Raw genomic sequence first — 24171 nt, 5'->3', positions numbered from 1 at the left:
TGAGGTCGAGATCATCGGGTCCTGGTGTCGATGACCTCGAAGCCCGCAGTTCTCGCAGATCCCGGTGTGCAAGTCGGCGATCAGGTGGTCGGCCGCTCACCCTCGGCCTCGGCGAAGATCTCCTTGTGGCGGCAGCCGGGGTGCTGCTTCATCTCACTGAGTGAAGATCCCGACGCCCTCCAGTTCACCGATTTCCTGGTCAGCCACGCGGCGACCTGTTCGGCGGTATCTACACCTAGAAGGGGCGCCGCGCGTTAGCGGGCGACTCAACGCAGCGAAATCGAGCACCTCCGAGCATCCATCGAATGAGGCAAGCCGAAGAGCTTGTCCTCATCCACGGTGACATCGAGGCGGTAGAGTTCGGCGAACTCGGCCCGGTGGTTCTCATCCTCGAAGCCGATCCGAACGCTGTTGTCGAAGAACCAAACAGCGAAAGCCGAACGATCGCCTTCGGTCACAAAGTCGGCCAACGTTGAGACCTTGTCACTGAGATATCCGACTGCCCATGGTCGAGGTGGAAGTCGTAGTGGAGCGCGTAGATGTAGGGAAAACGCATCTGAAATCCTTGTCTGGGTCGGGCGCAATGATGCCGATCAACAAATTCATCTTAGTCCTGCCGCTTCCAGGATGTCGAAATTGAAATCACTCCACGCTCCGGACCGGCGGCCCCGTCGAGCGCTCAACTACTGCGCGTCGCTAAACGCGAACGCGACGGATCCGGCGCCCTATCTCGCTGCGAGAGCGGCTGCGGCCTAATCCTCGTCAGACGGCGGGCGATTCCGGCTACTCGAAACCCTTGTTGAGGAAGCTGCCCGCCTGCACCAGGCTCAGGCGAGCAGCTACGAAGGTATCGAGGCGATCAGAGGCACATCCGGATGGCGAAGAGATCGTCGGCGGTCGCCGCATAGATATCTTGCTGCGCAACGAGCACGCCGACACTAAAAATGACGGGTGGCGCGCTGAGCCCGATGTGGGCAATAGCGTCTGTTACCTCCTTATAGGTAGCCCAAGCCCGCATCTTGTAACGCTCCTCTGCGCCCGTGACGATGAAGGCCGAGCCACGAATCCTGAGATGCTGATGATCAAGGAGCCTCGTGGCGATGGGATTGTAGGGCGTGTCGGGTGTCTCCCCAAAGAACTGCATGATCGCAGGCTGTCCACGCCACAAGACAGGCACTTCGAAGTGCGGCGTCCTGTCATTTTCCGACCAGTAGCCGTCCTGCTTTCCGGAGGGAAAAATTTCGATCGCGTTCTTCATGCGCCGCGGGCGCTTCCAAATCTTAACCTTCATGTTCAATGACTTTCTAGCAATTGCCGGGCCCACCAATCGGGCTGGCCTTCTCTTGATGCCAGATGCTGCTCGGGGAAGTCGAAATTATTCTTTCGATCTGAAAGGCGCCAAGGATCGCGGCGCTGATGGTGCGGCTGCGCTTCTTATCTACGAAGTTGGAGTTCTTGGGCGCTCTACGATTTTACAGATGGCAAATACATCCAATGCATGCCTGATCGCGCCTGCGGCGCGTCAAGCAGAAGGAATGGAATTCGGCGAGGGGGCATGAGGGGCCGAAAGGACGGAGCAGCAAGGAAAAACTACGTCCTCACGGAGACCCCGTCCTTGAAACTCCGTCGCGAGTGCAGGCCGAGCGGGGCGGCAGCCCCGGTCGAGCCCAGCGAAGCGGCATGAGATCCTGATGCGGCGCGGGCTGCGCCGCCTCGGGATTGATCCCCGATTTGATTGCAACCCGGTGTGACAGGGCGGGCGGTGCCCGCCGCTGTGCGCGCTCGTCTTTCTCGGGCACGGGCTTCGCCCGCACCCGAAAGCAACGGCGCGCCTCTTCATGAACGGCACATCGGGCCAGGAGAGCAATATTTCTTTTAATTAACTGCTGGCTCGTCGCCCGACGTATATTGAGTCCAAGAAACACAGTCACTGTCTTTAGGAATGCATCGGACGGAATTAATTTCATCGGCCGCGAACGAGATCGCGGACGTTTTTACTATCACTCTCCTCACCAGCGCGCCCGGAGGAGGCAAGTCGGAAACGATCATCGAGGAGATGGCAACCACGACCGCGGTCTACCTGTTCGTGCTCCCCCGGATCGCTCTCATCGAGGAACAGACTGCCCGGCTTCAGGCTAGGGCCGCAGCAGCAGGCCGGTCGCCGACGATCGTGCCGATCCACTCCGGGCCTGCCCGGCGTGAAGCGCGGCGTGGTCCGTGCCCTTCGGGAAGCCATCCGTGGGGTTGTTGCCCCCCATACCGTGATCGTCACCACGCACGCGGCGGCGATGGGCCTTTATCCGAGCGATGTCGAGGGTCTGCACGTGCGGTGGGACGAGAACCCCGAGGCAGCTACGCTGTCCGGAAGTATCGGGCTCGCAACGTCGTGGGCTGCGATGCGGGAGCGCTACATCCTCACGCCCGGCGGCGAAGGCGGGTGGTCCAGGGTGAATTTGCGACCGGGAGCGGCGCAGATCAGCCTGGGGCAGATCCGCGGAGATGTCGGCGGCACCAGGCTCACCGAGTTCCATCACCTCGCAGGCTCGGGTAGCCGAGTGGTCGAAGTTGATATTGCCGCGTGGGAGGATGCGGGCGTGCCTGGGGCTCCACCTGTCAGGTGGAGGTCGATCTGGTCTCTGGCCGCGCTCGGCCCCGCTGCCACCGTCAAGGTGGCCGCGGCCGGATATCCCGGCAGCCTCGCCGATCATGCCGTGCGGCGTGCTGGCGGCGTGCGCGTCGAGGTCATTGAGGTTGGAGGCCCACGCACCGGCCAGCCGCAGATCCGGATCTACTACTACTATGCGCAGCATCCCGGCTCGACTGTATGGTGGAAGAAAAAGGAAGGCCGCTCCTGCCTCGTGGCGATCTCTCGCCACCTGGAGGCGATCGAGTTCGATGGCTACTGGGCCTCAAACTCCGCCATTGAGGATTTCTTCTACGGCCGCTTCGACGGAGCAGATCAGGTCAGGGCAAAGATGGCTGGAACGAACAACCTGCGCCGCCACACGTCCTGCGCGCTGATCTACTCGGCCAAGGCGACCCCAGACGATGAGGCCATCATCAAGGCTCTTGGTCTCAACCGCGAGGGCATCCAAGCAGCGCGCGAAGACGAGGACGTGTATCAGTTCGTCTGCCGTGGCGCGATCCGGGACCCGGACTACTCAGGCGACTACGCCGTGTACCTGTACGACCACGGGCAGGCTGAGCGCCTGCGGGACCGGCTGATCGGCGCAGGCTACACCGACGTGAGCACCGAGCCGGTCACTGAGGCCGGTATCCTCGATGTCGTGCGCCCGCATCATTCCCGCGGCGGGAAGCTGATCTCGGCGACGGCCGCCGAGACGGCCGCCGAGCGGGACGCGCGCCTGAAGGCGCAGGACGCCCAGCGGAAGCGTGACAGCCGAGAGGTTCTCAAGGGCGCCAAGATCGCGGACGGAACCTACAGGCGGCCAGGGCGCCCTAAGGGCTCGTCCAAGCGCTCGATCTGACGATAGCCGCGTCGATAAATACTCCTGTTGCAATGGAGAATGTCGATGCGGATCCGTGAACTTGTTGAACGTCTTAAAAATCCAGCCCGTAACCCTGCGGTGAACGAAGCGCAACTCACCGTCCACGTCGATGATGAGTCCATCCTGACCGACCTGCTGCGTACCCGCGGTGACGGTGAGATTGTCGAACGGCGGCCCCATTGGCTGGAAGGGCTCTCGACCGTCTACGTGCGCTGCGCCGACAACGACAGTGCGGGGGAGCTTATGGCAGCGTGGGTTCCTTACCTACCGTATCTGCCACGCTTGCCCTCTGAGCTAATAGTCGAAAGACCGACCGCGCGCTCATGCCGAGTTCGGCCGCGATAGCGGTCTTCCGAGCGCCTCGATCAGCCAGCGCATAAACCTGCTCGGCCTTCCGGCGCGCGGTCGGGGCGCGGCCTTTGTAGCGCCCTTCGAGCTTGGCCTTCGCGACGCCCTCGCGCTGCCGCTCCAGCATCATCTCGCGCTCCCATTGCGCGATGCTGGCGAGCAGGTTGAGCATCAGCTTGCCGGTTGGGTTGGCGGTGTCGAGGCCGAGGTTCAGCACTCGGAGTTCGATCCGTTTCGCGGCAAGGCGCGCCTGGATCCGGCAGAAGTCCGGCACGCTGCGAGCGAGCCGTGACAGGTCGGTGACCATCAGGGTGTCTCCCTCGCGGCCGAACTCGATCGCGCTTTCGAGCGCCGGGCGCGGCCCGACAGAACTCGTCTGCTCGACAAACAGCTTCTCGACCCCGGCAGCGGTGAGCGCGCGCTTCTGAGCGTCGAGCCCGGCCTCTTGTTCCAAGGTCGAGGTTCTCGCGAGGCCGATGAGCATGCGCGTCCTGCTGCCACAAGGATCAAGAACATTGTGGCACGACACTGCCAAAGCTCAAAGGCAAAGCTTGTGGCAGGGTAAAGCCCGGCTGGCGGCGGCGCGGTGAACTCCGCCATAGAAGCAGGGTCCAGTGGCACTGGTTCGGAAGATCAAGGCGTTGCGCCGTCCGCTTGCGACCCCGCGCGGCCAATCGGCCTCTGACCCAACTCGGTCCTGACCCGATACGGATTGCTTTCCCGCGCGCAGACATTCCACTGCTCCGATGCGGATCAATCGAACCGAACTGGCTGATCTCGGGACCTTCTTCGCCATCGCGCGCCATCGCAGCTTCCGGCGGGCGGGGCTGGAGCTTGGCGTCAGCGCCTCTGCGCTCAGTCATGTGCTCAAAGCGATGGAGGCGCGCCTCGGCGTGCGCCTCGTCAACCGCACCAGCCGCAGTGTCTCGCTCACCGCCGCAGGTGAAGATCTGCTCGCTTCGCTGGACGCTCCCTTCGCGGCGATCGGTTCCGCGCTCGACGTGCTCAACCAGCACCGGGAGCCGATGAAGGCGACCGGGCGCATCCGCCTCAACGTGCTCGAACATGCGAGCACGCTGTTGCTCGCCCCCGTGCTGCCTCTCTTCCACGAGCGCCACCCGCAGGTCGAAATCGACGTTCGAGTGTCCAACGATCTGCTCGATGTCGTAGAGGCCGGAGCCGATGCGGGCATCCGATATGGCGGAACGGTCCCCCAGGACATGGTCGCGCAGCGACTGTCTGCCGATCTGCGCTGGGTGGTGGTGGGTGCTCCAGCCTATCTCGATCGGCAGGGGACGCCCGATCATCCGCGCGACCTTGCGGCTCACCGATGCCTGCGCATCCGCCTGGGCGATGACAGCCTCTATCGGTGGGAGTTCGAGAGAGCGGAAGAGCAGATCGCGCTCGACGTTCCCGGTGCGGTGACCCTCGACAACACCCAGTTCGCCCTCTCCTTGGCGGCAGCAGGCGGTGGTCTCGCCTATCTTCCCGAGCCGTGTGTCGAACCCTCGATCGCCCGCGGCGAGCTTCGCGTCGTGCTGGCGGACTGGGCGCCAGTGGGGCCCGGCTTTCACCTCTACTTTCCCGGACGACGCCAACTGCCGACCGGATTGCGGCTCCTCATCGACCTGATCCGCGAGGTGAAGCCGCTCGGATTGTAGGGGCCGCATCGTCCGACGATGAGATGCGCTCATCGTTCCGTTGAGGGACGAACGGCTGATCGGCGGCTCGCGCGATGTCTACGTCAGGCACCTCATTGAGGTCAGCCGAGAGATCAAGACATGCGCCGTTTCACCGGGAAGGTTGCCTTCATCACGGGCGCGGTGTCAACGGGCACCGAAGTCTCCGCAATTATGGGCATCGAAAATTCCCTGATCGGCGGGTTTGGTGGTCGACGGTGATCAGCCGGCGCTGTGATCGAGGGTCGCGCTCTTTGGTGGCCGGCCACGGCGGCGTGGAGGGGGCGGTGGGGTGATGAGTGCCTTCGAGCGGACGTGCTCGGGCACAAGTTCGCCATGCTGGCGCAGCCGGTAGCTCGCTCCTTCGATCTGAACGACGACGGCGTGATGAAGCAGGCGGTCCAGCAGAGCCGTGGCCACCACGGGATCGCCAAATACCTCTCCCCATTCGGCAAAGCCGCGGTTCGAGGTCAGGATCATCGCGCCCTTCTCGTAGCGCGCGTTGACGAGCTGGAAGAACAGGTTGCCCCCACCCGGAACGACGGGAAGGTACCCGATCTCGTCCACCACCAAGAGGGAGGCCCGACTGAGGTAGCGGATCCGCTCGCGCAACGCGCCGTCGCGCTCAGCTTTGGCCAGCGAAGCGATCAGATCAGCCAGCGTCGAGAACACGACGCTGCGCCCGGCCTTTACCGCCTCGACGGCAAGCGCCGTGGCGAGATGGCTCTTGCCGGTGCCGGGCGGGCCGAGGAGATGGACGACCTCGGCCCGATCGATGAAGGTCAGTTCCGCCAGCGCCATGATCCGCTCCCGGTCGAGGGAGGGCTGGAAAGCGAAGTCGAAGCCCGACAGCGTCTTGATCGTGGTCAGGCGTGCCACGAGCAGGGCGGTCTTCACCCGGCGGTTCTCGCGCAACGTCAGTTCTTCGGTCAGGATCTCGTCGAGGGCAGAGATGCCGTCGATCTCACCCTGTTCGATGCGCCGGATCGCGGCGTCGAGGACTTCCAGGGCGCGCGGCATGCGCAGGCCGACCAAGCTGCGCTTGATGCTGTCCAGGGTCGTGGTGGCATGGGAGGGGGCGGCGCGGGTCATGACCGGCCCTCGATCCCGGCGGCGAGCCGCTCGCCGACGGCCTGGTAGACCGACAGCGAGCGCCGGGCGACGTGATCGCCCCGGCAACCGATCGTCAGGCTGTCGGGATGGCCGTGCCGCATGGCCCGAGCGGCCGCGCCTTGTCGATGGTCGGGATCGACGCGGTACTGTCGCCGGCCCTCCAGGATCGGGTGGCTCGCCACGAGCCGGCCGCCGTCGAGGATACGGATCGTGTCGGGCAGCTGGTGCACCTCGACGACCCGCCGCGTCCGGTCCGGCACGCTGTAGTAGTTGCCGCCGATCGAGACGAGGCCGTCATGGCTGACGCGCCGTTCCAGCTTGAGCAGGGCATTGAAGGGCACGGCCGGCAGCGGCTGCAACTCGGGCTTCTCGGCGGCGAAGGCCTCCGAGACGATCCGCTGCGTGGTGCCGTGCAGGCGAACGTTGGCGACGGTGTCGAGCCAGACCTTGAGCTGGAGGTTCAGGTCGTCAAGGTTGCGGAATGAGCGGGCCAGGAAGAAGTCCTGGCGGATGTAGGAGAACGGCCGCTCGACCTTACCCTTGGTTTTGGCCCTGTAGGGGCGGCAGGCACGCGGCAGGAAGCCGTAGTGTTTGGCCAGCGCCAGCAGGGATCGGTTGTAGACGATGTGGCCGTCCGCTTCCTCGCCGGTGACCGCGGTCTTCATGCGGTCGTAGAGGATCTCGATCGGCACGCCGCCCATCGCGGCAAACGCCTGGATGTGACAGCGCAGCAGGGTCTGCAGGTCCTGATGCAGGACAAAGCGTGCCTCGATATGCCGGGAATGGCCGAGCACGAGCGAGAACAGCCAGACGATGCAGGTCGCGCCCGGTGTGTCCGTGAAGGAGACCTCGAAGCGGGCGAAGTCGACCTGCGCCTGCTGGCCGGCGGGCGTCTCGAAGCGAACCTCGTAGGGCTGGGCCTCGGGCGGCCGGATCGCGGCCACGAACCGCTTTACGGCGGTGTAGTCCCCCGTATAGCCGCGCTCCCGCAGCTCGCGGGTCAGGCGCACGGCGCTGAGATCAGGAAAGGCGGCGACGCGCTCGCGCAGATAGACGAGGTAGGGGGCGAGCTTGCTCGGGCGTCCGGCTTGGCGTGGACCGTAGGCGGGCGGTTCGAGGCCGCGCGCGATGTACTTGCGGACGGTCTTTGGATCGCGCCCGGTCCGGCGGGCGATGGCGGTGATCGACAGACCCTGGCGGTGCAGGTCGAGGATCATGAGGAGTTCTCCCAGCAGGACCATCCTCGTCGCTCCCGGCCGATACGCATCGGCGGGCATGATGGCGGAGGATGGATAAGCCCGGGGACGCGGGGTGCCCGCCGCGCACTCAGGCCAGGGCACCAACCAGGGAATTTTCGGTCCCCACAATCAGGGAGTATTCAACGCCCACTGACAGGCGCGCCGCACCGTGGGCCTCATCCCCTCACGGCTACGGTGACACTGTGTCACCAAGCTGGTCGGACGAAGCGAGAAAAAGCGCTGAAATTACAGCATCTTAGGTGATGCTGGCGGAGACGGAGTCCGCCGTATCCTTGTCCACTCACGTCCAGGGACAGCTGTGATGGCTTGATAAATCAACGCGCTAAGCCGCCTAGCGTCTTCCGCTGTCCACGATTGTCCGCCAAAATCCGGCATCTGTGTTGGGGCCCGTGTTGGGGCCGAACCGAGGAATGCCGTGGCCCGCACCACCAACCGCCTTTCCGCCCGGACGGTCTCGACCCTGAAGAAGCCTGGCCGCCACGCCGACGGTGGAGGCCTCTACCTGTCCATCTCGCCCGACGGCTCGCGCCGACGTTGGGTCTACCTGTTCCGCTGGCGTGAACCCGGCCAGACGGGTGCCGGCAAGCTGCGCGAAATGGGGCTTGGCAGCGCCAGCACCGTAAGCCTCGCCCGTGCCCGTGAACTAGCCACCGCTGCCCGTGCCCACGTCGCGAACGGCGTGAACCCGCTTGCCGTGCGAGACGTGCAGCCCGAGAAGCGCATGCCCACCTTCAGCGAGATGGCTGACGAGGTGGTCAGCGCGCTTGAGACCGGCTGGAAGAATCCGAAGCACCGAGACCAGTGGCGCATGACCCTGACCCGCTACTGCGAGCCGATCGCGAGCGTGCCGGTCGATCAGGTCACGACCGAGCAGGTGCTGGCCATCCTGAAGCCGCTCTGGACCAAAGTGCCCGAGACCGCCTCTCGTCTGCGAGGCCGGATCGAGAAGGTGCTGGATGCGGCTCGGGCTAAGGGGCACAGGACAGCCGAGAACCCGGCTCGTTGGCGCGGTCATCTCGATCATCTGCTGCCCCGCCGCCAGAAGCTAACCCGCGGGCACCACAAGGCACTCCCATATCACGAGGTGCCGGCCTTCATCGCACGCCTGCATCAAAGCCGGTCGGTGAGCGCGCTTTGTCTGGAATTCGCGATTTTGACCGCTGCTCGCAGCGGCGAAGCCATGGGGGCGCTCTGGAGCGAGGTCGATCTCGACCGGGGCGTTTGGACGGTGCCGAAGGAGCGGATGAAGGCTGGGCGCGAGCACCGTGTTCCGCTGTCGGACCGTGCCCGCGAAATCCTGGCCGGCCTGCGTGAGGCGGGTCAGGGCGAACTCGTCTTTCCCGGCAACAAGCCTGGGCGACCGCTATCGACCATGGCGCTGGAGATGCTGCTGCGCCGGATGGAGGTGGATGCGACGGTGCACGGATTCCGCTCGGCGTTCCGAGACTGGGCTGCGGAGCAGACGAGTGCGCCGCGCGAGGTGGCCGAGGCCGCGTTGGCGCACACCAACAAGGACAAGGTCGAAGCCGCCTACTTCCGGACGGATCTTTTCGAGAAGCGGCGAGCGCTTATGAGCCAGTGGAATGAGTATTGTGGCGGCGCGAGCGCCGGAACATGCATCGAAGTAGGAGTAGAAGAATCGTGAGTGGATTCGACGATCCGTTCTGGACATCGAAGCAGGTGGTTGCCTGGGTGGCATTCAAGGATCGGGATTTAATTGACAAGACCGCCGCGAGCGAGCTCCGAAAACTCTGGTATACCGACAGGAATGCCAACAGGCGTGTGCACCGCGATGCGCTTGAAGAGCACATATACCTACATCACCCGACAAGTGATACGAAAACAAAATTCCGCAAGGCGATTGAAGATGTTCAGAACGCGCTTATGAGAGGTGAAATTGTTGCTTCGTATCAGCCGGAAGAGTCAAGCCAGCGTGTAGAAGCAAGCAAGCGGTATTGGATTGACCATCACTTCTATCGGTATGGAGCGCTCAGTTCCCTCGCTTCCTACAGCAAGGAGCCGCACAACCCGGAGGTCCGTTTTGAGGCCAAGCAGATCCAGCGGAAGTGGCCGATCGCCAGCACCCCTGTTGCTCGGAGACGGGCAGCTGGCAAAGCTGCCTTCGAAGCGCTGTGCGAGATGATGCGTGCTTCGCTGAACCGTCGGCCGGCATCTCAGGAACAGATCTTTGGCGGTCTGATGAAAAGCATACCGGGCCTGTCGGAGCGCGAAGCGTTGAAGCAATGGTTTCGTGCGATCGAGGAGACGGGTGCCGAGGCATGGTCCGACCCGGGAAGGCCGGCCAACGATCCTTAGCGGGAATCCCCGCACCGAAATCCCCGCACCGATATTTATCGTGCCGTAGTTTCATCGGCATGGGCTTCTGCCATCTCTCGCGCATCGACCGGGGCGATCCCGGCACATGCACGAGTGGTGATCCATGAACGAGAAGCTGAGCTACGGCGTCGCGGATGTAGTGAAGGCGAGCGGCGCCAGCCGCAGCCTCATCTATGAGCAGATCAAGGCCGGCAATCTGAAGGCACGCAAGCTCGGCCGCCGGACGCTGATCCTTTCGGCAGACCTGCAGAGCTGGCTGGCTGCCCTCCCGACGAGCCAGGCGGGGGCGCGGTGATGTTCGATTTCGCCCAGACACCCCCACTCGAAACGGCCGAGGGATATGAGACCGCGGCGGACGCAGAGGTTGGCGCCGTCAAGATGCGCCCAAGGTTCGGCCGCCTCAACGCCACCGCGTTGCTGGCCAAGAAGCTGCCAACGATCGAGCACATCGTGCCCGGCTACATCCAGCCTGGCCTGTCGATCGTCGCCGGCAAGCCGAAGACCGGCAAATCGTGGCTCTCGCTGGGCCTGGCCGTCGCGGTCGCCACCGGCGGGTTGGCGCTCGGCAACGTGCCGGTGAAGCAGGGCAGCGTCCTCTATCTCGCCCTGGAGGACAACGAGCGCCGCCTGCAGCAGCGCCTGCGCCAGATCCTGCAGGACCAAGAGGTCGCCCTGGACGACCTCTACCTCGAGACGGAGTGCCCGCGCCTGGATGCGGGCGGGGTCGAAGCGATCCGCGAGTGGGTCGACGCGACCGCAGATGCCCGGATGGTCATCGTCGACGTGTTCACGAAGATCCGTCCGGAGCGCAGCAGCAGCGACACCGGGTACGAGTCGGACTACCGGGCTCTGGCGCCGCTGAAGCAGCTCGCAGACGAGACCGGGATCGCAGTCGTCGTGGTCCACCACACCCGCAAGATGGCCGCCGAGGATCCGTTCGAGACGGTGTCCGGCACGAACGGGATCACGGGCGCAGCCGACACGATCCTGATCCTGGACCGGGGCGGCCAGGGCACGACGCTCTACGCCCGCGGACGCGACATCGAGGAGATCGAGACCGCACTGCTGTTCGACAAGCAATCCGGTACCTGGCTGGCGCAAGGACCAGCAGCGGAAGTGAGACGCAGTGACGAGCGACAAGCGATCTTGGCCGCCCTGGTCGAAGCGGCCGGGCCGATGTCACCGACGGAGCTGAGCGCCAAGCTTGACGTGCCCAGCGTGAACGTCCGCCAGCTCCTCCAAAGAATGATGTCGTCAGGCGAGGTCAGCAAGCGCGGACGCGGCCTGTACGTCATCAGCGAATCCGACGACGGGGAAGCAGACACCGAAGAATAGGAACTCGAACCACCGCAGACCCAGGACAACCAAGCGATCCGGGCGGTTGTGATCTTGTGACCGTTGTGACCGCCCCTCCCTTAACATCAACCGAGAATAAACACGTAATGACCCGCTTCTTACCCATCGCAAATGCCCTAGGCGAAGCCGCAGCCCTCCATGGCCGCCAACCCACGGCTGACCAGTTCGCCAAGATCGAGGCAGCCTTGCGGGAACGAATCGTCATCGACTTCGACACTGGAGCCGCCGGCATCTGTTACGACGACGGCTTCGTCGTTGACCCCGCCGCCTTCGTCGCCCACCAGCTGGCGTATCTGGACGTCGAGATCCGACCGACATCGGGCGCCAATTCGCGCTTCGCAGCCGGCTTCTAAAAGCTCACAACTTAGAACTCGGCGCAGCTCGACAGCTCGCCGTTGATTGCGCCCGGTCGGCCAGCCCCGAGCTGGCCGGCCCGACCGCCCTGGAGGAGACCTGAAGCACGCTCATCATGCGCGTTTGCTCTGCCGGTCTGATACAGTTAAGGACCGCCCCGCAATTCAACCGAAGTCAGGGCTTCGTGCCCCCTGTTCGGCAACACGCCACGATCGGACCTTGACCCTTGGTCGGAAGCGGACCTTCCGGTTCGCGCCTAACGCGGCCATTCGGTGGCGTTCGGCGGCAACTCCGAAGCGGACATCGGCTCAAGCCTAGCCACAAGTCCGGATGAAGCCACAAGCCGATCTTCGGCAGGCCTCGCCCGTACGACCTCTCTCGAATTGAAAGCGGTCCTTCGTGGATTGGGTATTTTGGAGCGCTGCTGTGTTTCTCCAAAGGCAGTGGGGCCCACTCACGGTCTCAACAACTGTCCTTTTTGGCAGGGCGGTGCAGAGATCCGCGGCAGCAACCGCCCCATTGTCGGCTCTGATGGATGTCACAGTCCCCGTGTGATCCAGAAAGATGAGAGCCCCTTACGACGCATCGATCACCGAAGAGTTGTTCATTTATCAGCGTGCACCGAACGCAACTCATTTCGAAGCCAACTGGCAGCTGCCCTGAGATCAGGGCGATTACGTTGGTGGCTTGCCATCCAGAGCTGAAGGTTATGTGGCCCAATCACAAACCCGAAAGGTGCAACGAGGTGACCTGAGCGGATCTCATCTTCCACTAGAATTAATGGAGCCAGCGCAAAACCTAGTCCAACTGCTGCAGCTTGTATCACCAGATAAAAATGCCCGTAGATTTCATGAGCAGTAAGTTTAAGGTCCGGCCTTTCTGCGGCAATTGCCCACTCTGACCAGGCATTTGGACGCGTTGCATTCACTAGAATGCGCGCTTGCATGAGATCGTCTGGCCGCAAGCAACCAAGGCGCGCGGCATAATCAGGATTACAGACTGGCCCGATCTCCTCCGGAATAACCGTTTCAGCTATCGCAGTCTGTGGTGGTCTGAACATTGTCGTTCGAATGGCTAGGCTTATCTCTTCATGAACGAAGTCGGTGTCATTGAAGCTGATATTAAGTCGAATATCGCATGATGGGTTTGCAAGTTTAAATTTCGGAAGTCTCGGAATAAGCCACCGCATCATGATTGTCGCTGAACAGGAGAGCGTAAGCGGGCCTGGCTGCACGCGCGAGACTGCGATTTGCAGGCGCTCGAAGGCTTCAGCAACATCGGAGGCGAGCTGAGCACCTTCATGCGTTGCCACGATCGCTCTGGGGTGCCGTTCGAATAGGGGTAATCCGAACCGATCCTCCAATGCCTTGATCTGACGGCTCACCGCGCCGTGTGTCACGCCGAGTTCCATTGCTGCGGCGCTCATGCTGCCGAGGCGTGCCGCTGCCTCGAAGGCACGCAACGCATTCAGTGGCAGGTGGGATGTCGGCAAGGCAGCCTCCCTGGTCTTTGCTGTGAGTTTTTATCACATCGTACTGCGCCGATCTCGGATTTTCAGCGGCAGCTGCGCGCGCTATGAGTTTAGAAAGCAAATTAGTTCGACAGGGCGGAAACTAATGACAAGTGATCGCTTAAAGCGGTCCAGTCCGTGCGCGATTGAAGATGCGTAGCATCCGATCTGCGCCAGCCAAGCTTATCAATCCGCTTCATTGTTCGCAGTGCCTGCGTTTCTTGGAAATCAGGCGCCCGTCTCTGTCACGAGTTTAGTTTAGACGCGGGCCCATTGGCTGTTGCGGTTTCGTGCTCCGAGCGCGCTGTGCTGCGCGTGGACGAACATTGTGCCGTGCACGGCTATCTATTGATGGAGGATTGGATGCAAAGCGGTGTGATCGAGGGCTCAAAGTCTCCTCCCCTGCGGATCGAAGCAGACTACCTCGTCGAGACGATCGGCGACCCAGGCCCCGCGGTCGAGACCATGGCAGGCGAGCAGTCGAGCGGGACCTTCGTACCGGTTCCCGGCGAGACGCCTGAACTCAAGGCGCGCTCGGCCGCTCGCGTCGAGAGTCTAGAGATCTTCGACGAGCGTGTTGCCACCGCGTCGCTGCCGACGACGGCGAAGGCGTCAGGGGAGGTCCGCCGCGCTTTAGCGACTCTGTCCTGGCCCATTGAGAACTTCGGCCCCTCGCTGCCAAACCTGCTGGCGACAATCGCCGGTAATCTGTTCGAGCTACGAGCCTTCACCGGGTTACGCCTGCTCGACGTTCGCCTGCCACAGGCATTTGCCGATGCTTACCCGGGTCCGCGCTTCGGCATTGAAGGCACCCGGCGCCTAACCGGTGTCACAGACAGGCCGGTAATCGGCACGATCATCAAGCCAAGCGTCGGTTTTGGGCCAGAGGAAACCGCCGCTCTCGTCGAGAGGCTTTGCGCGGGCGGCATCGACTTAATCAAAGACGACGAGCTGCAGGCGGACGGTCCACATTGCCCCTTCGAAGCGCGGGTCAAGGCCGTGATGGCTGTGATCAACGCTCATGCGGATCGGACCGGCAAGAAGGTGATGTATGCCTTCAACCTGACCGGCGACCTTGATCAGATGCGCCGCCGCCATGACCTCTTGGTCGCGGAAGGTGCAACCTGCTTGATGGCAAGCCTCAACTCGGTCGGCCCTGTCGGCATGATCGAGCTCGGGCGCTTCAGCACCCTGCCGATCCACGCACACCGGAACGGCTGGGGTGCTCTGACCCGCCATCCTCTCCTCGGATGGTCCTACGTGGCTTGGCAGAAGGTCTGGCGGCTCGCAGGCGCTGACCACATGCACGTCAACGGCTTGGCCAACAAATTCTTCGAAGGCGATGACAGTGTGATCGCCTCGGCGCGCGCCTGCCTGACCCCGATGTTCCCGGAAAAACCGTGCCTCGCGATGCCGGTCTTCTCGTCCGGCCAGGGCGTTAAGCAGGCCCCCGGCACCTACGCGGCGCTCGGTTCCACCGACCTCATCGTCACAGCCGGCGGCGCCATCGTTGCGCATCCGGGCGGGCCTGGCGCTGGGGTGCTGGCCCTGCGGCAAGCTTGGGATGCGGCAGTCGCCGGAATACCGCTCGACCAGCATGCGAGAGATCACCGGGAACTTGAACAGGCCTTGGGAGCAGCCGCATGAACGCTCCCCTCTCACCACGCCCTTTGCCGGGAGGGCCGCTCATTGCCTTCTACGGTGACGACTATACCGGCTCCTCAGCCGCGATGGAGGTCCTAGCGTTTGGTGGTCTGCCGACTGTCCTGTTCCTGGATGTCCCCTCTCCCCAGCGCCTCGCGGCCTTCTCCGGCATGCGCGCGATCGGTATTGCTGGGGTTGCGCGGGCGCAATCGCCGGCCTGGATGGATGCGCACCTGCCGGCGATGTTCCGGCTCCTCGCGTCACTTGGAGCGCCGGTAGGGCACTACAAGGTCTGTTCGACCTTCGACTCCGCGCCGGAGATCGGCTCGATCGGACGTGCTGCCGATATCGCTGAGGCCATCTTCAAGCCAGCCTGGACCCCGATGGTCGTGGCTGATCCCGGCATGGGCCGGTACCAGAGTTTTGGCCATCTGTTCGCTACGGCCAACGGGGTCGGCTACCGGCTCGACCGTCATCCAACGATGGCTCGCCACCCTTCCACGCCAATGGATGAGGCGGATCTCGCTCTGCATCTCGCTCGGCAGACCGACCACTGTATCCGCCTTGTAGACTTTGTTGCGATGAAGCGCGGGGAAAGCGAGGAGCAGCTGGATCGTGCCTTGGCCGATGGTGCCAAGATCGTCTCCATCGATGTGCTTGACCGCGAGACCCTCGTCGAGGCCGGACGGCTGATTTGGGAGCGTGGCGGATCACCAACCTTCTGCATCGGCTCGCAGGGGGTTGGTGCGGCGCTCGTCGCCTACTGGCGTGCTGTCGGTCTCATTCCGGCCGAGCCGAATTTGGCGCGGCCAGGGTCAGTCGAGCGAATTGCCTGTGTTTCGGGTTCGGTCTCGCCAGTCACCGCTGCTCAGATCGCGCACGCCCTCGACAACGGCTTCGAGGGGATCCGCCTTGATACCGAGCGGGTGGTGGACGCGCGGGAGTGGGAGCGCGTGGTTTCTCGCGCGGGCCAGGATGCCCTGGCTGCTCTCGGTCGAGGCCGCGATCCGCTGATCTACACGGCCACCGGCCCAGATGACCCGGCTGTCGCGGCCTTTCTGGCGGCGACACGCACGGCCGGGCTGTCGGCCGAGGTCGTGAACGAACGGCTCGGCGCAGGACTCGGCCAAGCCCTACGCACAGTGATTTCGCAAGCAAAACTTACCCGCGCGGTGATTTCGGGTGGAGACACATCGGGGCGTGCAGCAGCGCAATTGGGCATCGATGCGCTCACCGCGATCAGCCCAATTGATCCTGGTGGCCCGCTCTGTCGCTCCCATGGCGAGAACAGCTCCCTCGACGGTTTGGAGATTGCCCTCAAGGGCGGGCAGGTCGGACGCCCCGACTTCCTTCAAGCTGTGAAGCAAGGCTGGCGCAAGTAATCACGGAGGAAGCTACTATGGCTCAGAGATTAGAAGGAAAAGTCGCCCTTGTGACCGGCGGTGCGCGCGGCATTGGGTTGGCCACTGCCCGTGCCTTTGCACGAGAGGGCGCGCGCGTCGTGATCGCCGACCTGAACGCTGACGGGGCAAAGGAGGCGGCTGCCAGCCTTGGTCAGGAGGCACTCGGCCTCAGTGTCGATGTGGCCGATCCGGCCTCCGTCACCACGATGATCGCGGCGATCGTAAAGGCCCACGGGCGAATCGATATCCTGTTCAACAATGCTGGGATCGGCACCAACACGCCGTTCCTGGAGACGCGACTGGAGGACTGGAACCGCATCCTCGGCGTCAACCTTACCGGAGCATTCCTGGTGGCGCAGGGCTGCGCCCGCGAGATGGTCCGGCTCGGCGAGGGCGGCAAGATCGTCAATGTCGCCTCGCTGTCGGGCCAGCGCGGTGCCAATGGCCGCGCCGCCTACGGCTCGGCAAAGGCGGGGCTCGAACTGCTCACCAAGGTGATGGCCGTCGAGCTCGCCGAGCACGGCATCAACGTCAACAACGTCGTCCCGGGCGCGATCGAGACCGACATCGCCAAGATCATGCACGACCAAGCGACGCGGGTCGCCTACGGCCGGCTCATTCCGATGACGCGCTACGGCACGCCTGAGGAGATCGCCGACGCCGTGGTGTTCTTGTGCTCGGACGAAGCCCGTTACGTCCACGGCCACACGTTGAATGTCGACGGCGGCTTCCGCGAGGCAGGCCTGATGTTCAAGCGCGACACGCCCGCGCCGAGCGCCTGAACAGCGCGACCATATCGAACCAAAAAAATAGGAGGAGACGATGGGCAGTATACTCACACGTCGACATGCGGTCACACTAGGAGCTGCGGCCGGCATCAGTGCCGCGCTGCCTCTGCGCTACGCTCGCGCGGCGGAGTACAGCTTCAAGTGGGGCACCAACGTGCCCGAGGCACACCCGCTCAACGTCTATGGCCGCAAGGCTGCCGAAGCGCTAGCACAGGCTACTAACGGACGCGTTGAGCTACGGCTGTTCCCCAATAACCAGCTAGGCGGTGATGCCGACATGCTGTCACAAGTGCGTTCAGGCGCACTCGAATGCTTCTCCCTGTCGGGCGTCAACGTTCTCTCGACCATGCTGCCAGCCTCAGCAATTTCCGGAGTCGGGTTCGCGTTCAAAGACTACCCGATGCTTTGGAACGCGATGGATGGCAAGCTCGGAGCGTGGCTGCGCGGCCAAATTAACAAGGTCGGCCTCGTCGCCATGGAAAAGATCTGGGACAACGGCTTCAGACAAGTAACGACGAGCACCCGGCCGATTGTCAAGCCAGAGGATTTTCGTGGACTTAAGATCAGAGTGCCAGTAAGCGCGCTCTGGACTTCTCTGTTCCAGGGCCTCGGCGCCTCGCCAACCGGACTTAATTTTGCTGAGGTATATACCGCTCTTCAGACAAAAGTTGTAGACGCGCAAGAGAACCCGCCGGCTATTATCGCGGCGTCCAAATTTTATGAAGTCCAGAAATATTGTTCTCTGACAAATCACATGTGGGATGGCTGGTGGTTTTTGATGAACCGCCGCGCCTGGGGTCAGCTGCCGCCGGACCTTCAGGAGACCTTTGCGAAGGTCGTCAACGCTGCTGCCGTCGCTGAGCGTGAGGAAGTCGCCCGACAGAATGAAAATCTGAAGGCTGAGCTCGCGCAAAAAGGTCTCATCTTCAATGCCGTTGATCCTGAACCTTTCCGCGTCATGCTAAGCAACGCGGGTTTCTACAAAAACTGGAAGGCGAAGTTCGGCCCTGAGGCGTGGGCACTCCTGGAAGAAAGCACGGGGCCTCTCGGCTGACGTGCTTTATTGCTGAATTACTTCATCAAAGTCTACAAATTAAATTGCAGTCGGCCGCATAATCGCTGCTAAGCACTTTAATCAAATGTATCATAAAGAACAGGGCGGCACCTGCGACCGAGTCGACTGCGCATCGTCATTGGCATGCCGGTTCCCTGCGCCCGGCAACGCACACAACATTTGGCTTATCCGTTTATAATGCTGTCGAGCCAATTTTGAAAACAATCACGCCATAAACCTCACGGATGGCTCTTAGTCAGAACTAAGCAAGCAGTATAAATAAGATAAAACAATAAATTAGCCGTAGCCTACATCCGCCTATAATCAATCTACCAATGATATTGGGAGGGAACACCATGCAAATCGATATCGCCGCAGCCGAATCAACTCCTAGTGCTGATCTTCACGGCCCTCCACTGACCGAGAATGTATGGTTGAGAAGCCTCGATAATGTAATCGGCTACATCGTCGAAATTCCTGCTGCACTGCTGGTGTTGGCTGAGATCATTGTGCTGCTCGCCGGCGTAGTAAGCCGCTATGTATTTCATGCGCCGCTGATATGGTCGGACGAATTGGCTAGTATTCTATTCTTGTGGCTCGCCATGCTAGGCGCAGTCGTCGCCTTTCGCCGCTCCGAGCATATGCGCATGACGGCTATCGTTGCTATGGCCAGACCGCGAATTCGCGCCTTCCTGGAGACGATTGCGCTAGTCGCCGGTCTGATCTTCGTCGCCTTGATGCTACACCCGGCCTACGAGTTCGCAGCCGAAGAGATGTTTGTTCAGACGCCTGCGCTGGAACTCAATAACGCGTGGCGGGCAGCGGCCTTGCCGGTCGGGCTTGGGCTGATGCTCATAATCGCAATCTTGCGCCTTCTCGAAACGACTGACTGGCGCCTGACGCTAGCCGCTCTGGTCCTTGGGATAGGCGCTGCAGCCGGACTTGTCGCTCTGCAGCCGCTGCTGGTTAGTCTCGGCAACCTCAACCTGCTGCTGTTCTTCGTCCTAGGCGTCGGCCTTCTGGTCTTCTCGGGCGTGCCGATCGCCTTTGCGTTCGGACTCTCCACCTTCGCCTATGTAACGCTGACCACGAAGTCACCATCCATGGTCGTTGTTGGGCGCATGGACGAGGGCATGAGTCACCTGATCTTGCTGGCAGTGCCGCTCTTCGTGTTCCTCGGCTTGCTGATCGAGATGACCGGCATGGCTAAGGCGATGGTCGGCTTTCTGGCCTCGCTGCTCGGTCACGTCCGCGGCGGCCTGCACTATGTGCTGGTCGGGGCGATGTACCTCGTCTCGGGCATCTCCGGGTCCAAGGCTGCCGACATGGCCGCAGTCGCGCCTGTGCTCTTCCCCGAGATGAAGGCGCGAGGCGCCAAGGAGGGTGACCTCGTGGCGCTGCTGGCCGCCACAGGCGCCCAGACTGAGACGATCCCGCCCTCGATCGTACTGATCACCATCGGCTCAGTCACCGGCGTGTCGATCACCGCCCTCTTCACCGGGGGTATGGTGCCGGGCTTCGTGTTGGCTGTCACCCTCTGCGCTCTCGTCTGGTGGCGCTACCGTGGCGAGGACTTGAGGCACGTCGCTCGACCCTCGGGTCGGGTCATCGGCAAGGCCCTCGTTGTAGCCTTGCCGGCCTTGGCACTGCCCTTCGTAATCCGCTTTGCGGTGGTCGAGGGCGTCGCCACAGCCACTGAAGTCTCGACCATCGGCATCGTGTACGCCGTATTGGCTGGCCTCTTGATCTACCGCCAATTCGACTGGCGGCGGCTCTACCCGATGCTGGTGACCACCGCTGCCCTGTCGGGGGCGATCCTGCTGATTATCGGGGCGGCGAGCGGTATGGCCTGGGCGCTCACGCAGTCCGGCTTCTCGCAGACGCTCGCGGTGGCGATGAAAAGCCTACCAGGCGGGGCGCTCGGCTTCCTGTCTGTTTCGGCGGCCGCCTTCGTCGTCCTGGGCTCGGTTCTGGAGGGCATCCCGGCCATCGTGCTGTTCGGCCCTCTTCTGTTCCCTATTGCCAAGGAAGTCGGTGTTCACGAGGTGCACTACGCAATGGTGGTGATCCTCGCGATGGGTGTCGGCCTGTTCGCCCCGCCCTTCGGCGTCGGCTACTACGCTGCTTGTGCAATCAGCCGGATCCATCCCGACGCCGGCATGCGACCGATTATTGGCTACATCGTTGCGTTGCTCGTCGGCCTCCTGGCAATCATCCTTGTGCCCTGGTTCTCGACTGGATTTCTTTGAAAACTTGTTACGGCGCAAATACTGCCGGGGCAACGCGGCTGGCTCGATGAGGGCGACGGGATGACAGCTGGCCCAGTCGAAACGCGCAAGCAGGACACACCGCGCTCGATTGCTACGGTAACGCGTGCAGCCGCCTTCGAGGCCCATGGCAACGCGATCATCACCGACCCTGACAAACGTGAACAACTTCCGCGCGATCTTGATCGCCTGACGCAACTCCCACAGAGGCGGCCGTCCGCGGCCGAGCCGACCATGCGCCGTCACCGCCATGCCAAGATCATCGCCACAGTCGGTCCCGCCAGTTCCTCGCCCGAGATGCTGCACGCCCTGTTCCTGGCCGGGGTCGACACCTTCCGGCTGAACTTCAGCCACGGCACCCAGGACGACCATGCCAAGGTCCACGCTGCCATCCGTGCCCTGGAGCAGGAGATCGGCCGCCCGATCGGCATCCTGCAGGACTTACAGGGCCCGAAGATCCGCGTTGGCACCGTGGCGGGAGGCCGGCTCGACGTGACACCGGGTGAGGTCATCCGCTTTGTCCTGGAAGGCTCTGACGGCGACAAGGGTGCGATCCCGCTGCATCACCCCGAGATCTTCGCCGCCGTTGCACCGGGCCAGGAGCTTCTGATCGATGACGGCCGCGTTCGCGTGAAGGTGGTTGGCCTCACCTCCGACAGCATCGATGCGGAGGTGGTGATCGGCGGGGTCATCTCGAACCGCAAGGGCGTGAACCTGCCCGGCACCCTTCTCGATCTCTCGCCGCTGACCGCCAAGGACCGTGCCGACCTCGCCTTCGGCTTGGAGCTCGGCGTCGACTGGGTGGCGCTCTCCTTTGTGCAGAAGCCCGCCGACCTGATTGAGGCCCGCGCCTTGATCGAGGACCGCGCTGGGGTGATGACCAAGGTCGAGAAGCCGCAGGCGCTGGAGCGGATCGACGACATCATCGGCCTTTCCGATGCCGTGATGGTCGCTCGCGGTGATCTCGGCGTCGAGATCCCGCACGAGGACGTGCCCGGCCGTCAGAAGGAACTGATCCGCGCCTGTCGCCTCGCGGTGAAGCCGGTCGTGGTGGCGACCCAGATGCTCGACTCGATGGTGGCGGCCCCGACCCCGACCCGGGCCGAGGCCTCGGACGTGGCGACCGCGATCTACGACGGTGCCGACGCGGTGATGCTCTCGGCCGAGTCCGCCACCGGCCGCTTCCCCGTCGAGACGGTGTCGATGATGGATCGCATTATCTGCCGGACCGAGGGACACAAGCTGTATCGTTCGCTCATCACTGCCTCGGGGCCAGGCGAAGAGGAGACGCCGCCGCATGCGATCGCGACCGCCACGGCGAGTCTGGCGGATGCGATCGGGGCGGCGGCGATCGTGGCCTACACGCTCAGCGGCACTACCGCCGCCCGCGTCGCGCGCAAGCGGCCGGCCGAGCCGATCCTGGCGCTCACGCCTGATCTCGCGACCTCTCGCCGTCTGTGCCTGCTCTGGGGTGCGCACAGCGTCCGGGCAGACGAGGTGAGCTCCTACGAAGAGATGGTGACGAACGCCGTCGCCCACGCGGTGGACGAGGAGTTCGCCAAGCCCAACGACCTCGTGGTCGTGGCCGCCGGCATTCCCTTCGCGGTGGCCGGGAACACCAACAACATCCGGATCGCTCAGGTCTGACCGGCTTGCCGATCTCTGTTCAACGACGAACCGGGAGAGAACCATCATGACCGCGATCACCAATATCAGCGCCCGCGAGATCCTCGACAGCCGCGGCAACCCCACGGTCGAGGTCGACGTGATCCTGGAGGACGGCTCCTTCGGACGCGCCGCGGTCCCCTCGGGCGCCTCGACGGGCGCGCATGAGGCGGTGGAACTGCGCGACGGCGACAAGAATCGCTTCCTCGGAAAGGGAGTGCTGAAGGCGGTCGAGGCGGCCCAGACCGAGATCCTCGACGCGATCGGCGGCATGGAGGCCGAGGATCAGGTCGCGGTCGACGAGGCGATGATCGAGCTCGACGGCACCCCCAACAAGGCGCGCCTCGGGGCGAATGCCATCCTGGGCGTGTCGCTGGCGGTGGCGAAGGCCGCGGCCGAGGCCTCCGGGCTGCCGCTCTACCGCTATGTCGGCGGCGTGCAGGGCCGGGTGCTGCCGGTGCCGATGATGAACATCATCAACGGCGGGGCGCATGCCGACAACCCGATCGACTTCCAGGAATTCATGATCATGCCGGTGGGCGCGGACTCGCTCGCCGAGGCCGTGCGCATGGGCTCCGAGGTGTTCCACACGCTCAAGAGCAAGCTGAAGAAGGCCGGCCACAACACCAATGTCGGCGACGAGGGCGGCTTCGCCCCGAACCTGCCGTCGGCCGAGGCCGCCCTCGACTTCGTGATGGACGCGATCAGCGCCGCCGGCTTCAAGCCGGGCCAGGACATCGCCCTGGCGCTCGACTGCGCCGCCACCGAATTCTTCAAGGACGGCGGCTACGCCTACGAGGGCGAGGGCACGACCCGCACCATCGAGGCGCAGGTCGACTACCTCGCCCAGCTCGTGGCCAACTACCCGATCGTCTCCATCGAGGACGGCATGTCGGAGGATGATTGGGCCGGCTGGAAGCTCCTGACCGACAAGATCGGTGACCGGTGCCAGCTCGTGGGCGACGACCTGTTCGTCACCAATGTCGAGCGCCTGTCCCGCGGCATCGCGGAGGGCACCGCGAACTCGATCCTGATCAAGGTCAACCAGATCGGCTCGCTCACCGAGACGCTGGCCGCCGTCGATATGGCCCAGCGCGCCGGCTACACCGCGGTGATGTCGCACCGCTCCGGCGAGACCGAGGATTCCACCATCGCGGACTTGGCGGTCGCCACCAATTGCGGGCAGATCAAGACCGGCTCGCTGGCCCGCTCGGACAGACTGGCCAAGTACAACCAGCTGATCCGCATCGAGGAAGGTCTGGGCCCGCAGGCGCTCTACGCCGGCGCGGCGGCGCTCAAGCAGCTCGCCCGCCGCTGATAAGCTCGATCAAGCGTTTGCCCTCAGCAACACTTAAAGGGCCAGCGTCCCAATAGGGCTTACGTTCATCGACCGTCCAACTGGCGTGAGCTACCTCGTCGGAGAAAACTATGGAAAGCCGACAGGTCGGTCAAACCGTATGTGGTGGGCCTGAAGCAGGCCAAAAGTGTCTGGAGAGCCTGTCGAGCAATCAAATGTCCGGAGAACGCTCTTACCCGGACGCTTCTCCCGCGCGCTGCGGAGGTCGGGGGGCAATCTGAGGCATTAAGTTCGACCGGTCCGAATGTCGGCTTACCTATGATCTGCTCCCCTAAGCTGACGGGCGGCTTCCGGCCAAGTTCGGTTATTCAGGGCCGCTCAGACTACCGGCAAGCAGACATTGCGCAGGTCTGAGACGGGTCGTGAGCGGGCGGCGCAGTGACGTCCGCTTTTCCAATACCCTGTCCAGAAGCGGACGAGCCTCAATCGGCCAGTCACGGTCGCCCTTGAGCGCCAGCGCAAGTGTCTCAGATGAATGGAACTGCGCCGGTCCGCTCTCGGCATCGTATAGCTGAAAGCAGACCTGGG

General features: G+C 63.2%; 21 protein-coding genes. 15 read left to right on the top strand and 6 right to left on the bottom strand.

The window, feature by feature from the left end; all coding sequences use genetic code 11:
* Nucleotides 1-266 precede the first annotated feature (266 nt).
* Both ACYCO6_RS30050 and ACYCO6_RS30045 read right to left on the bottom strand, forming a co-directional pair.
* Nucleotides 267-470: a hypothetical protein gene (locus tag ACYCO6_RS30050; protein WP_459766207.1), complete on the bottom strand. Its 204-nt coding sequence runs from the start codon at nt 468-470 to the stop codon at nt 267-269.
* A 389-nt stretch (nt 471-859) separates the two neighbouring features.
* Nucleotides 860-1258, bottom strand: a complete 399-nt coding sequence (locus tag ACYCO6_RS30045; RefSeq protein ID WP_459766205.1) for a hypothetical protein — start codon at nt 1256-1258, stop codon at nt 860-862.
* Here ACYCO6_RS30045 and ACYCO6_RS30040 point away from each other — a divergent pair.
* Both ACYCO6_RS30040 and ACYCO6_RS30035 read left to right on the top strand, forming a co-directional pair.
* Complete coding sequence (locus ACYCO6_RS30040; protein WP_459766203.1) at nt 1257-1559, top strand: hypothetical protein; 303 nt, start codon at nt 1257-1259, stop codon at nt 1557-1559. The two genes, ACYCO6_RS30045 and ACYCO6_RS30040, sit on opposite strands and share 2 nt — an antisense overlap.
* 651 nt (nt 1560-2210) lie before the next feature.
* Entirely contained in the window at nt 2211-3488 is a 1278-nt protein-coding gene (locus ACYCO6_RS30035) for a hypothetical protein (protein ID WP_459766201.1), read from the top strand.
* A gap of 262 nt (nt 3489-3750) precedes the next feature.
* Here ACYCO6_RS30035 and ACYCO6_RS30030 read toward each other — a convergent pair whose 3' ends face one another.
* Nucleotides 3751-4341 carry a recombinase family protein gene (locus tag ACYCO6_RS30030; RefSeq protein WP_459766199.1) on the bottom strand — a complete coding sequence of 197 codons (591 nt, stop codon included), beginning with the start codon at nt 4339-4341 and terminating at the stop codon, nt 3751-3753.
* A 262-nt stretch (nt 4342-4603) separates the two neighbouring features.
* On the opposite strand from ACYCO6_RS30030, the gene ACYCO6_RS30025 reads away from it, so the two are divergent.
* The gene (locus ACYCO6_RS30025) at nt 4604-5518 is read left to right on the top strand and encodes a LysR family transcriptional regulator (protein ID WP_459766197.1); all 915 of its coding nucleotides are present in this window, start codon (nt 4604-4606) and stop codon (nt 5516-5518) included.
* Nucleotides 5519-5758: 240 nt separating this feature from the next.
* Here the strand turns inward: ACYCO6_RS30025 and istB are convergent, their stop codons facing one another.
* Nucleotides 5759-6628 carry an IS21-like element helper ATPase IstB gene (gene istB / locus ACYCO6_RS30020; RefSeq protein ID WP_459761956.1) on the bottom strand — a complete coding sequence of 290 codons (870 nt, stop codon included), beginning with the start codon at nt 6626-6628 and terminating at the stop codon, nt 5759-5761.
* On the bottom strand, nt 6625-7890 hold the full coding sequence (istA, locus tag ACYCO6_RS30015) for an IS21 family transposase (RefSeq protein ID WP_459761958.1): 1266 nt from the start codon (nt 7888-7890) through the stop codon (nt 6625-6627). Before istA ends, istB begins: the two co-directional genes overlap by 4 nt.
* Before the next feature lie 433 nt (nt 7891-8323).
* On the opposite strand from istA, the gene ACYCO6_RS30010 reads away from it, so the two are divergent.
* From ACYCO6_RS30010 to ACYCO6_RS29990, 5 genes are all read left to right on the top strand, one after another.
* Nucleotides 8324-9553, top strand: coding sequence for a tyrosine-type recombinase/integrase (locus ACYCO6_RS30010; protein ID WP_459766195.1), 1230 nt, complete (start codon nt 8324-8326; stop codon nt 9551-9553).
* Nucleotides 9550-10224, top strand: coding sequence for a hypothetical protein (locus ACYCO6_RS30005; RefSeq protein ID WP_459766193.1), 675 nt, complete (start codon nt 9550-9552; stop codon nt 10222-10224). Before ACYCO6_RS30010 ends, ACYCO6_RS30005 begins: the two co-directional genes overlap by 4 nt.
* 124 nt (nt 10225-10348) lie before the next feature.
* Nucleotides 10349-10540, top strand: coding sequence for a helix-turn-helix transcriptional regulator (locus ACYCO6_RS30000; RefSeq protein WP_459766191.1), 192 nt, complete (start codon nt 10349-10351; stop codon nt 10538-10540).
* An 83-nt stretch (nt 10541-10623) separates the two neighbouring features.
* Nucleotides 10624-11580, top strand: coding sequence for an AAA family ATPase (locus ACYCO6_RS29995; RefSeq protein ID WP_459766189.1), 957 nt, complete (start codon nt 10624-10626; stop codon nt 11578-11580).
* Between the two features lie 107 nt (nt 11581-11687).
* Complete coding sequence (locus ACYCO6_RS29990) at nt 11688-11954, top strand: hypothetical protein (protein ID WP_459766187.1); 267 nt, start codon at nt 11688-11690, stop codon at nt 11952-11954.
* Between the two features lie 605 nt (nt 11955-12559).
* Here the strand turns inward: ACYCO6_RS29990 and ACYCO6_RS29985 are convergent.
* Nucleotides 12560-13447: a LysR substrate-binding domain-containing protein gene (locus tag ACYCO6_RS29985; RefSeq protein ID WP_459766185.1), complete on the bottom strand. Its 888-nt coding sequence runs from the start codon at nt 13445-13447 to the stop codon at nt 12560-12562.
* Between the two features lie 381 nt (nt 13448-13828).
* Between ACYCO6_RS29985 and ACYCO6_RS29980 the strand changes: the two genes are divergently transcribed.
* From ACYCO6_RS29980 to eno, 7 genes are all read left to right on the top strand, one after another.
* Nucleotides 13829-15112, top strand: a complete 1284-nt coding sequence (locus ACYCO6_RS29980) for a ribulose-bisphosphate carboxylase large subunit family protein (protein WP_459773783.1) — start codon at nt 13829-13831, stop codon at nt 15110-15112.
* A complete protein-coding gene (locus tag ACYCO6_RS29975) occupies nt 15109-16491 on the top strand; it encodes a four-carbon acid sugar kinase family protein (protein WP_459766183.1) in 1383 nt (460 codons plus the stop codon). The genes ACYCO6_RS29980 and ACYCO6_RS29975 overlap by 4 nt, the downstream gene beginning before the upstream one ends.
* A gap of 17 nt (nt 16492-16508) precedes the next feature.
* On the top strand, nt 16509-17294 hold the full coding sequence (locus tag ACYCO6_RS29970; protein WP_459766181.1) for an SDR family NAD(P)-dependent oxidoreductase: 786 nt from the start codon (nt 16509-16511) through the stop codon (nt 17292-17294).
* 40 nt (nt 17295-17334) lie between these two features.
* Nucleotides 17335-18354: a TRAP transporter substrate-binding protein gene (locus ACYCO6_RS29965; RefSeq protein ID WP_459766179.1), complete on the top strand. Its 1020-nt coding sequence runs from the start codon at nt 17335-17337 to the stop codon at nt 18352-18354.
* A 356-nt stretch (nt 18355-18710) separates the two neighbouring features.
* Nucleotides 18711-20603 (top strand): TRAP transporter large permease, encoded by a 1893-nt coding sequence (locus ACYCO6_RS29960; protein ID WP_459766177.1) that lies wholly within the window; start codon nt 18711-18713, stop codon nt 20601-20603.
* Nucleotides 20604-20855: 252 nt separating this feature from the next.
* Nucleotides 20856-22268 (top strand): pyruvate kinase, encoded by a 1413-nt coding sequence (pyk, locus tag ACYCO6_RS29955; protein ID WP_459766175.1) that lies wholly within the window; start codon nt 20856-20858, stop codon nt 22266-22268.
* Nucleotides 22269-22314: 46 nt separating this feature from the next.
* The gene (eno, locus tag ACYCO6_RS29950) at nt 22315-23604 is read left to right on the top strand and encodes a phosphopyruvate hydratase (RefSeq protein ID WP_459766173.1); all 1290 of its coding nucleotides are present in this window, start codon (nt 22315-22317) and stop codon (nt 23602-23604) included.
* Nucleotides 23605-24171 lie beyond the last annotated feature (567 nt).

The sequence above is a fragment of the Methylobacterium sp. CM6257 genome (assembly GCF_054611515.1).
This window is presented reverse-complemented; position numbering and strand designations above follow the sequence as displayed.